Raw genomic sequence first — 9,989 nt, 5'->3', positions numbered from 1 at the left:
CCTGAAATAAAAAGGTTTTACCACAGATTTACTTCACTTTTATGAGAATCTTTTTCTGATTTCTCCACTCAAAAAATATTTTCCAAGTCTTAGCAATCGAGGTTTTTTTTGTGTTGGTAATTAAGGTTTTATAAAATAATTTTAAAACAGGACAAAATTATCCTAAATATGATTTTTATCATGTATTCTTTTATTTAATGCGTTTAAATTTGGTATCGGAAATCAAAATGACATATTCTGACTTCGTAGTTTAAAAACAATAAATAAAAAATTCAATTGAGAACTAAAACTAACACAAAATGAAAAAAACACTAATGATTTTTGCAGTATTGGGATTAACAATACTTACTGGGTGTGGTAATGGGGAAAAGAAAGAGGCTTCTCCATACGGTAAAACGGAACAAAAAACTGAAGCTAAAGCGGTTGATGCTACTCCTGCTTCGGTAAGAGTCGATTTGACCAACAAAGGTATCGGTCCAATTAAATCGGTAACCTTGTCGCCAGAAATCGATAAAGAAATGGCTGAAAAAGGAGAGGGCGTTTTCAAAATGAACTGTACGGCCTGTCATAAAGCAGACAAAAAATTCATTGGTCCAGCTCCAAAAGGAATTTTGGAAAGAAGAACTCCAGAATGGGTAATGAACATGATCATGAATCCTGACGAAATGACCCAAAAAGATCCATTAGCTAAAGATTTGTTAGTCGAATTTAATGGTTCACCAATGGCCAACCAACACATGTCTGAAGAACAAACAAGACAGATTTTGGAATATTTTAGAACTCTATAATAGATATACTTAAATAACCTTTCACAAACCAAAAGCTAAACTCATATGAAATCAATCCTTAAAATGATTTTTGTTTCGTGCGCATTACTCGTGTTTGCAGCTTGTAAAAATGAAACAACCACCGGATCGGGAACCACCGAAGGTTCCGCCAAAAGCGATGTCCAAACCAAAAACCAAGGACAGGCTTTTATTGAAAATGATGAATCAGCACCAAACATTCTCCAAATTGCCATCGGTTCGCCAGACCACACCACATTAGTGGCGGCTGTGCAAGCAGCAGGATTGGAAAACGCTCTGGTTAACGCTGGACCTTTAATGGTTTTTGCACCAACCAATGCAGCTTTTGATGCTTTGCCAGCAGGAACAGTTGAAGAGTTAATAAAGCCTGAAAACAAAGAAAAGCTAGCTTATATTTTGAAAAACCACGTGACTCCTGGGAATTATTCGAAAGATTTTTTGAAAAAATTCAAAAAAGTTGGACAGGCCAGTGGTGAAAGTGTCGCTGTGGAAGTTAAAGGTGATGATGTGTATGTGGGCGGTGCTAAAATTTTAGCAAGTATTCCCGCAGGTAATGGAATTATTCACGTCGTGGATAAAGTAATCTTGCCAGCAAACTAATTTTAAAACAATTTAATCAAACAATAGGACAATGAAAAAATCAATTAATATTTTATTTTACCTGGTTATAGCTGCCGGATTGGTTAGCTGTAATAATGGGAATGACAAAAAAGGTCACAAGGGAGGCCAAGGTGGTCTCGCATCTAATGCTGCAGAAAGAGTGTATGTGGCTCCAGGTGAGCATGATGAATACTACGCATTTATGTCTGGAGGTTTTAGTGGCCAGCTAAGTGTTTATGGATTGCCATCAGGACGTTTGCTAAAGGTTCTTCCAGTATTCTCACAAAATCCTGAAAATGGATATGGTTATAGTGAGGAGACCAAGCCAATGTTAAATACATCATACGGGTTTGTGCCTTGGGATGATTCGCATCACCCTGATATTTCACAAACAAAAGGTGAATTGGATGGCCGTTGGATTTTTATCAATGGAAACAACACGCCGCGAATTGCGCGTATCGATTTGAAAAACTTTGCAACCGAAGAAATCATTGAGATTCCAAACAGTGCTGGGAACCATAGTTCATCATTCATTACTGAGAATACCGAGTATGTGGTAGCGGGAACACGTTTCTCTGTGCCAATTCCACAGAAAGATATGCCTATAAAAGATTACAAAGGAAACTTTAAAGGTTCTCTAACTTTTATTAGCGTTGATCAAGAAACGGGACGTATGGGAATTAAATTCCAATTGATGATGCCTGGATTTAACTATGATCTTTCTCACCCAGGTCGAGATAAGAGTCACGGTTGGTTCTTCTTTACCACTTATAACACTGAAGAAGCGCATTCTTTATTAGAAGTGAACGCTTCCCAAAATGATAAAGATTTTATCGCTGCGGTTAACTGGAAAGTAATTGAAGAGTATGTGAATAATGGTGGAGGTACAAAAGTTCCTGCCAACTATGCACATAACATAATGGATGAAAACACGCATACTGCAACTTCTACAATGATGAAAGAAGTTCTTACTGTAAATCCATTGGATGTTCCTGGAGCTGTATATTTCTTACCAACTCCAAAATCGCCACACGGATGTGACGTTGATCCATCAGGTGAGTACATTATTGGTAACGGAAAGCTTTCTGCAGACTTAACAGTTCATAGTTTTACCAAAATGTTGGATGCTATTAAAAACAAGAAATTTGATGGTGAAGCGTATGGTATTCCAATCTTAAACTTTGAAGATATTTTAGCTGGTGTAGTTAAACAACCAGGATTAGGACCATTGCATACAGAATTTGATGGTAAAGGAAACGCTTATACTACCTTCTTTATCTCTTCGGAAGTTGTAAAATGGAGAGTAGGAACTTGGGAAGTTTTAGACCGTCAGCCAGTATTCTACTCTGTAGGACACGGAATGATTCCTGGAGGTAACTCACGTAAGCCGTTTGGTAAATACTTTGTAGCCTTAAACAAGATTACAAAAGACAGATACCTGCCAACGGGCCCAGAGCTTACACAGTCTGCTCAGTTATTTGATATTAGTGGAGATAAAATGGAGCTTTTACTAGATTTCCCAACCATTGGTGAACCTCACTATGCCGCTGCTATTCCTGCGGAGTTGATTGCAAAAAATTCTAGAAAAATCTATAAGCTTTCTGAAAACAAGCACCCTTATGCTGCGCTTTCTGATGCTGACACTAAAGTTGTGCGTCAAGGAAAAGATGTGCACGTGTATATGAATTTAATTCGTAGCCACTTTAACCCTGACAATATCGAAGGTATTAAAGTAGGAGACAAGGTTTTCTTCCACGTGACGAACCTTGAACAAGATTTTGACGTACCTCATGGGTTCGCTATAATTGGAGCTAATAATGCTGAATTGCTTGTGCTTCCAGGAGCGACTGAAACCTTGGTATGGGAACCAAAACAAGTGGGAGTTTGGCCGTTCTATTGTACAGACTTCTGTTCTGCACTTCACCAAGAAATGCAAGGTTATGTTCGTGTGAGTCCAGCAGATTCAAATATTGAATTGTCCTGGAGTTTAGGTGAGGATTAATTTGAAATAGATTACCAATAGTATAAGGGTAGGGAAATTTTGTTTTAGTGTTTATTTCCATACTCACAAGGCGAGAGTTGATTTATCGCTCTCGCCTTTCTATTCCTGCGTGGTTGCTGAGCATGTCGATGTAAAGGCAGGAATCTCAAATAAAACGGGATAATTCATCCTATAAGCATGTAGAATGCAACTGTTATAATGATGATTATCAAAACGGAATTGAGTATTAATTAAAAAACGATTCCTGTTTCACGGGAAGTAATATTATGAAAAAAGCTGGTATAATAATGATAATAGGATCCCTGTTGTTATTAGGACTGTTTAAGTTCCCATTGTGGAATATTATGCTCGGCGCTCCTCAGTACCCAGACCCGCTTGGGATGAATATTTATATTCAAGGTATAGAAGGAGTTGAAGAATTTGATATTAAAAATATTGACGGTCTTAACCACTACATCGGGATGAAAACCATTCCCAAAGTTGAAGAAATGTGGGAGTTTGAAGTATTTCCTATGGTTATAGGGATTATGGTAGGACTTGGAGTGATCATCGGTTTGCTGGGTTTCTTTGGAAAAGTGAGTTACAAATGGTTTCTAGGCTGGTTCATACTGATGTCAATCCTTGGCGTCATGGGAATGTACGATTTCAACCTGTGGCTCACACAATACGGAACTGATTTAGATCCGAAAGCGATCATGAAACTTGAAAACCTGGATGGTACGCCAATGACGTATAAACCGCCACTAATTGGTTATCAAAAGATGCTTAACTTTGATGTGGATTCTTGGCCAGCTGCTGGAGCTTATATGATCTTCATCGGCATGATGCTTACCGTAGTAGCCTTCTTTGTTGGAAAAAGTGCCTCTAAAAAAGTAAATTAAAATCAGAAAAAATGATGGATTAATTGTTTCTCGAACTTTAACGCTCGTACTTGCAATAGTTTACGAACTAAGTCTTTGTTCTTGATTCTAAAAGCGAAGCGGCGCTCACTGAGCTTGTCGAAGTGTCTTGATTCTTTTTTATACATTTTTAATTAATTATAAATAAAACTACAAATAGATGAAACAGTTTATTTTTCTTGGTATTATAAGCCTTTTATTGGCGTCATGCAGTGCTGAGCCGCAACCTATAAATTATGGTTCTGATGCTTGCCATTATTGCGAAATGACTATTGTGGATAAACAACATGCTTCGCAATTAGTGACTTCAAAGGGAAAAGCCTATAAATATGATGCCATTGAGTGCATGGTGCACTCGTTACAGGATGAGTTTGCAACTACCGAAATGGCGCACTATTTGGTGGCAGATTTAAATCAACCGGGCGAATTGATTGATGCTACAAAAGCTTCTTACTTGATTAGTGAAAATCTGCAAAGCCCAATGGGAGCGAATCTTTCCGCTTTTTTAAATGCAGAAGCCGGAAAGAAAGCCCAAGAAAAATTTACAGGCAAAACTTATACCTGGAAAGAAATTCAGGATCATCTGAGATTATAACATAAAAATGGCTTCAGCAGTTTCTGAAAGACTAAAAGCCATCAACAAGTGCTGAGGTTTTTTTATAAATTTCGAAATTGCACGGGTTTTTAAGTGTTCATTTTCAAGAAATTCGATTTATGAAACATTATTAAAATCTGTATGTTCAACTTTTTTTATAATCTCGCAAGAGAATAACTTCGTATTGATAAAATTTAATTTTATTTTGAAAAATAAACACTACATAGTCTTCTTTGTAACGGCATTGTTATCCATGACCAGCGTATGGTCAAAAACAATTACGGTTTGTTCTTCTTGTGCCGTCAAAACCATCCATGAAGCGATACAACAAGCTGCAGAAGGCGATACCATTTTGGTTAAAAAGGGAATTTACAAGGAGTCCAATTTGAAAATCGATAAAAGCATTACGCTAATTGGCGAAGGTCTTCCCACGATAGATGGCGAAGCAAAAGGCGAAATCATTACCATTGGCGCCGATAATGTGACGCTCGATGGTTTTAAGATTATCAACGTCGGCGTGAGTTACACCACCGATTATGCTGCCGTAAGACTCATAAAGAGTGAAGGCTTCACCATTCAAAATTTAGACTTGGAAAAACTTTTCTTCGGAATTTATCTTCAAAAATCAAATAATGGCAAAGTCATAAATAACAAGGTTCGCGGAGAGGCGGTTACGGAGTTTAACTCAGGAAATGCCATTCACTTATGGTATTGTAAAAATGTCGAAGTACGCGGCAATGATGTTCGGAATGTTCGCGATGGCATTTATCTTGAATTTTCTTATAATATAACTATCTCTGATAATTTCAGTAAGAACAACGTGCGCTATGGGCTTCATTTTATGTTCAGTAATAATAACAAGGTTATTAATAATGTGTTTGAAACCAATGGTGCTGGAATTGCCTTGATGTTTTCAAAATTCATGGAAGTCAAAAAAAATGTCATTACCAAAAACTGGGGAACCGCAGCTTATGGGTTACTCCTGAAGGAAGTCAACGACGTTAATCTTATCAACAACAAATTTATCGAAAATACAGTAGGCATTACGGTTGAAGGAAGTAATCGTCTGTTGTACAGTAACAACGATTTTATAAGTAATGGGTATGCCATTAGAGTGAAAGGCGCTTGTTATGATAATCAAATTATTGAAAATAACTTTCTATATAACTCCTTCGATATTTCCTATAATGGAAAAATTAACGACAACAAATTTGATAACAATTTTTGGAGCAATTACACCGGCTACGATTTGGATAAAAACGGCATAGGCGATGTCCCATACCGACCCGTAAAGCTCTTCTCCTATATTGTGAATAGAACCCCGGAAACGATAATTCTATTGCGAAGTCTGTTTATAGACCTGATAGATTTTTCTGAAAAAGTTTCCCCAGTATTTACCCCAGATGATTTGATGGACGAAAATCCAAGAATGAAACGTATCAACCATGATAGACCATGATAGAAATTAAAGATTTATATAAAAAATTTGGAAAAAACGAGGTCTTAAGTGGCCTCAATTTAGAAATTGGAGAAGGCGGTATTTTTGCCGTGCTGGGTCCCAATGGTTCAGGAAAAACAACGCTTATAAAGTCTATTTTGGGCATGGTTATTCCTAATAAAGGGACCATTACGGTATTGGGCGAGAATATAAAAAGCGGCTCTGATTACCGACATAAAATCGATTATCTGCCTCAAATAGCGAACTTTCCAAACAATTTAAAAGTAAAGGAACTCATTACGATGATTAAGGATCTCCGTGGGAATGTGGACTTGGATGAAGAATTAATCACGCTGTTTAAATTAGAACCTTTTTTAGATAAAAAACTGGGCAATCTTTCTGGCGGAACCAAGCAAAAGGTCAATTTGGTATTAACCTTTATGTTTGATAGTCCTTTGGTCATTTTGGACGAACCAACATCAGGTCTGGATCCCATTTCCCTATTACGCTTAAAAAAATTGATCCAAGCCGAAAAAGCTAAAGGCAAGACCATTCTGATTACCTCACATATTATGAGTTTCGTGGAAGAGATTTCAGATGAAATTGTATTTCTTTTAGAAGGTAAAATCTACTTTAAAGGAACAATTACCGAACTCAAAGACAAAACCAATCAACCGGATTTCGAACATGCCATCGCATCCATTTTAACCGACAATCATGCTTAAAATATTAAAATACAGTTTTTACGATCTCATGCGTAGCCGTTGGAGCTACGTCTATTTTGCATTCTACTTATTGCTTGGTGTTGTGTTGTTGTTCTTAAACAATGACCTGTCCAAAGCGGTCATCACTTTAATGAATGTAATTATTGTTTTGGTACCACTGATCGGAACCATTTTTGGGGTCATGTATTATTATAATTCCAAAGAGTTTACCGAGCTCTTATTGGCACAGCCTTTAAAACGATCGTCCATTTTCTTAGGCCAGTATCTGGGCGTGGCTATTTCACTGTCCATGAGTTTGATTTTAGGATTGGGCATTCCGTTTGTTTTTTACGGTCTGTTTATGTCTAATGCCATTTGGGATTTTTCCTTATTGCTAATCACAGGAACTTTTTTAACGTTCATTTTTACAGCCTTGGCTTTTAATATCGCATTATCCAACGAAAACAGAATAAAAGGTTTTGGTTATGCCATTTTGTTATGGTTGTTTTTAGCCATTATTTACGACGGGGTCTTTTTAATGTCGCTGATTATTTTCTCAGATTATCCTTTGGATAAATTGTCTTTGGTGGGCACTATGTTGAACCCTATCGATTTGTCACGAACTCTTATTTTACTAAAGCTTGACATTTCAGCATTGCTTGGTTATACAGGCGCCGTATTCAAACAGTTTTTTGGCACCAATTTAGGATTGATCGTATCTTTTGTGGCCTTGACTTTATGGGTAGTTTTGCCAGTGTTGAGAATCACTTCTAAGGCAAAGAAAAAAGATTTTTAATATTTAGATTCACTATTGTCCGGAAAAGAATTAAGACCGCTCCGCTGATAGAACCAAGAACAAAGACTAAACACGTAATTAATTGAAAATATGGGCTGTAAAATTCATAATTAGAATGGATTATGATGTTTCAGAAATAGTTTCCAAAAACCGAGAAATGAAGGAGGTTAGGATTAAAAACGTTGAAAGAACTTTATTGATCAGTATTCTTTGAAGATCAACGCAACTTTAATCGGACAACAATGATTTAGATTAAAAATGAATTCTGATAATTATCAACTATAATGATGAATAGTATGCGTAAATTTGTAGTATGATCGCAACCCTTGCACATAAAATCACTGCCTTTATATTGGTATTAATATTATTCGCACATAATATCAATACTCTTGTTATTATTGGTGATTTTGTGGCGAATCAAGCGGTCATAGCAAAAAACTTTTGTATTCAAAAAGATAATCAACAAGGCTGTAACGGAAAATGCCAGTTGACCAAACAGTTGAAGCAGAGTACGCCAGAATCAAATACCGATGTACCAGCGCAAGAGACCAGACGTATGTCTTTAGATGTTTTTTGTCTGTTTGATATTGAGTTAGTAGAAACTCCAAATAATAGTGTCGCTACCATCCAAAACAACTCTTTTGGATACTTACAACGTGTTATTATTCAGTATCAAGACATCGATACGCCTCCTCCCAATTTTAGTTAGTTTTTCGAACAATAAACCTCATGGTTTTTCCTTTTTTTTCCTGGCTTATTTAATTAAGTGAGCGAAAGGTGTTTGCACGTATTTCAAACTCAAAAACAACTAAAAATGAAACTAAAATATATCATTCCAATTCTGTTTATCTCTTTATTTACATTATCATGTTCAACCAATGACGATTCAGATGAAGTCTTAAACGAAGTCGAAGGGCTTAAAAAAATTCAAGACCTGACTAATGCCACTCATACTCTCGAATTATTTAATGCAACGGGGAATTTCAAAACGGGTTATAATAGTATCAGCATTAGAATAAAAGATAATACAACAAACGATTTTGTAGAGAATGCATCCTTATCATGGATGCCCATGATGAAAATGGCAACGATGGATCATTCCTGTCCAAAATCAGAAATTTCAAAAGCGGTTGGTAAAGCCACTGTTTATGATGGATTTATCATTTATCAAATGGCCAATTTGGATGGCTCAGGATGGTCTTTAAAAATTGATTATTCTATTAATGGCGTCGCTTATTCTGCAAGTTCAGATATTGTCGTAACACAAAACAATAACCAAAACGTAACCAGTTTTATGGGTGACGATGGTACGAAATATGTGTTGGCTTTGATAGAGCCAAAGACGCCTAAAATTGCGGTAAATAAAATGAAAGTTGGCTTGTTTAAAATGCAAACCATGATGTCTTTTCCTAGTGTTCCAGATTATAAAATCACCTTGGATCCACGCATGCCAGGAATGGGTAATCACAGTTCGCCAAACAATAAGGATTTGACTTACAATGCTGCCGACAAAACGTATAATGGCGACTTATCTTTAACCATGAGTGGCTATTGGGTGCTCAATCTAAAATTGTTGAATAGTGCTGGCGACATCCTAAAAGGAGAAGCTATTACTGAAGACCATACAAAAAGCTCGCTCTACTTAGAACTTGATTTCTAATCCAACCTTTTAGTCAAAAATTCTAACATTCTGTCACTTTTGAAGGTTCAGAATTTCGTCTGTCTGCGGACAGGCAGGCGAAATTATTCTGACCTAAAAGGTATATAATAGCGACTACACTCAAGTTGACAGATCCAATAACATCATCAATGAAACAATTCATTATAGGTATATTTTGCTTTTTTATAAGTGGAATGGTGTATTCCCAGGAAGAAGGAAGTAAAATTGAAAAGGACACGACCAAATTAGACGAAATCACGGTGGTTGGCCGACGAAAATTAAGTAATTACCGACAGGAGAAAACCTTGTCTAGCATTGATGATTATTTAGAAAAGTCCAATAAAATTACCATGATCAAACGTGGAAATTACGCTTGGGAACCCTCAATGAACAATATGAATAGTGAACGATTGAATGTGACCATTGATGGGATGCAGATTTTTGGTGCCTGTACAGATAAGATGGATCCGATAACGTCGTATGTAGATG

10 protein-coding genes and 1 pseudogene are annotated in these 9,989 nt (G+C 36.6%); all 11 read left to right on the top strand.

Features of this window, described 5'->3' with window-relative positions:
- Window positions 1-299 precede the first annotated feature (299 nt).
- The gene (locus tag ABIQ28_RS14040; protein ID WP_348038375.1) at window positions 300-788 is read left to right on the top strand and encodes a cytochrome c; all 489 of its coding nucleotides are present in this window, start codon (window positions 300-302) and stop codon (window positions 786-788) included.
- A 45-nt stretch (window positions 789-833) separates the two neighbouring features.
- Window positions 834-1,406 (top strand): fasciclin domain-containing protein, encoded by a 573-nt coding sequence (locus tag ABIQ28_RS14035; protein WP_348038373.1) that lies wholly within the window; start codon window positions 834-836, stop codon window positions 1,404-1,406.
- 31 nt (window positions 1,407-1,437) lie between these two features.
- Window positions 1,438-3,408, top strand: coding sequence for a Sec-dependent nitrous-oxide reductase (gene nosZ, locus ABIQ28_RS14030; protein ID WP_348038371.1), 1,971 nt, complete (start codon window positions 1,438-1,440; stop codon window positions 3,406-3,408).
- Window positions 3,409-3,674: 266 nt separating this feature from the next.
- Window positions 3,675-4,289, top strand: coding sequence for a hypothetical protein (locus ABIQ28_RS14025; RefSeq protein WP_348038369.1), 615 nt, complete (start codon window positions 3,675-3,677; stop codon window positions 4,287-4,289).
- A 178-nt stretch (window positions 4,290-4,467) separates the two neighbouring features.
- Window positions 4,468-4,902: a nitrous oxide reductase accessory protein NosL gene (locus ABIQ28_RS14020; RefSeq protein ID WP_348038367.1), complete on the top strand. Its 435-nt coding sequence runs from the start codon at window positions 4,468-4,470 to the stop codon at window positions 4,900-4,902.
- Between the two features lie 253 nt (window positions 4,903-5,155).
- Window positions 5,156-6,361 carry a nitrous oxide reductase family maturation protein NosD gene (locus tag ABIQ28_RS14015; RefSeq protein WP_348038376.1) on the top strand — a complete coding sequence of 402 codons (1,206 nt, stop codon included), beginning with the start codon at window positions 5,156-5,158 and terminating at the stop codon, window positions 6,359-6,361.
- Window positions 6,358-7,065 (top strand): ABC transporter ATP-binding protein, encoded by a 708-nt coding sequence (locus tag ABIQ28_RS14010; RefSeq protein ID WP_348038365.1) that lies wholly within the window; start codon window positions 6,358-6,360, stop codon window positions 7,063-7,065. Before ABIQ28_RS14015 ends, ABIQ28_RS14010 begins: the two co-directional genes overlap by 4 nt.
- Complete coding sequence (locus ABIQ28_RS14005; protein ID WP_348038363.1) at window positions 7,058-7,840, top strand: ABC transporter permease; 783 nt, start codon at window positions 7,058-7,060, stop codon at window positions 7,838-7,840. Before ABIQ28_RS14010 ends, ABIQ28_RS14005 begins: the two co-directional genes overlap by 8 nt.
- Window positions 7,841-8,153: 313 nt before the next feature.
- Window positions 8,154-8,549 (top strand): hypothetical protein, encoded by a 396-nt coding sequence (locus ABIQ28_RS14000; RefSeq protein WP_348038361.1) that lies wholly within the window; start codon window positions 8,154-8,156, stop codon window positions 8,547-8,549.
- A gap of 105 nt (window positions 8,550-8,654) precedes the next feature.
- A complete protein-coding gene (locus tag ABIQ28_RS13995) occupies window positions 8,655-9,500 on the top strand; it encodes a hypothetical protein (protein ID WP_348038359.1) in 846 nt (281 codons plus the stop codon).
- Between the two features lie 149 nt (window positions 9,501-9,649).
- A pseudogene (locus ABIQ28_RS13990) lies at window positions 9,650-9,989 on the top strand (TonB-dependent receptor); the annotation flags it as partial.

The sequence above is a fragment of the Gelidibacter sp. genome, assembly GCF_039916245.1.
Classification (GTDB): Bacteria; Bacteroidota; Bacteroidia; order Flavobacteriales; family Flavobacteriaceae; genus Gelidibacter.
Note: the sequence above shows the minus strand (reverse complement) of the source record. Positions and strands in the feature narration are given on the sequence as shown.

Coding starts and splice junctions, on each gene's coding strand:
- ABIQ28_RS14040 (WP_348038375.1), top strand. CDS start 300: ATGAAAAAAACACTAATGATTTTTGCAGTATTGGGATTAACAATACTT.
- ABIQ28_RS14035 (WP_348038373.1), top strand. CDS start 834: ATGAAATCAATCCTTAAAATGATTTTTGTTTCGTGCGCATTACTCGTG.
- nosZ (WP_348038371.1), top strand. CDS start 1,438: ATGAAAAAATCAATTAATATTTTATTTTACCTGGTTATAGCTGCCGGA.
- ABIQ28_RS14025 (WP_348038369.1), top strand. CDS start 3,675: ATGAAAAAAGCTGGTATAATAATGATAATAGGATCCCTGTTGTTATTA.
- ABIQ28_RS14020 (WP_348038367.1), top strand. CDS start 4,468: ATGAAACAGTTTATTTTTCTTGGTATTATAAGCCTTTTATTGGCGTCA.
- ABIQ28_RS14015 (WP_348038376.1), top strand. CDS start 5,156: ATGACCAGCGTATGGTCAAAAACAATTACGGTTTGTTCTTCTTGTGCC.
- ABIQ28_RS14010 (WP_348038365.1), top strand. CDS start 6,358: ATGATAGAAATTAAAGATTTATATAAAAAATTTGGAAAAAACGAGGTC.
- ABIQ28_RS14005 (WP_348038363.1), top strand. CDS start 7,058: ATGCTTAAAATATTAAAATACAGTTTTTACGATCTCATGCGTAGCCGT.
- ABIQ28_RS14000 (WP_348038361.1), top strand. CDS start 8,154: ATGATCGCAACCCTTGCACATAAAATCACTGCCTTTATATTGGTATTA.
- ABIQ28_RS13995 (WP_348038359.1), top strand. CDS start 8,655: ATGAAACTAAAATATATCATTCCAATTCTGTTTATCTCTTTATTTACA.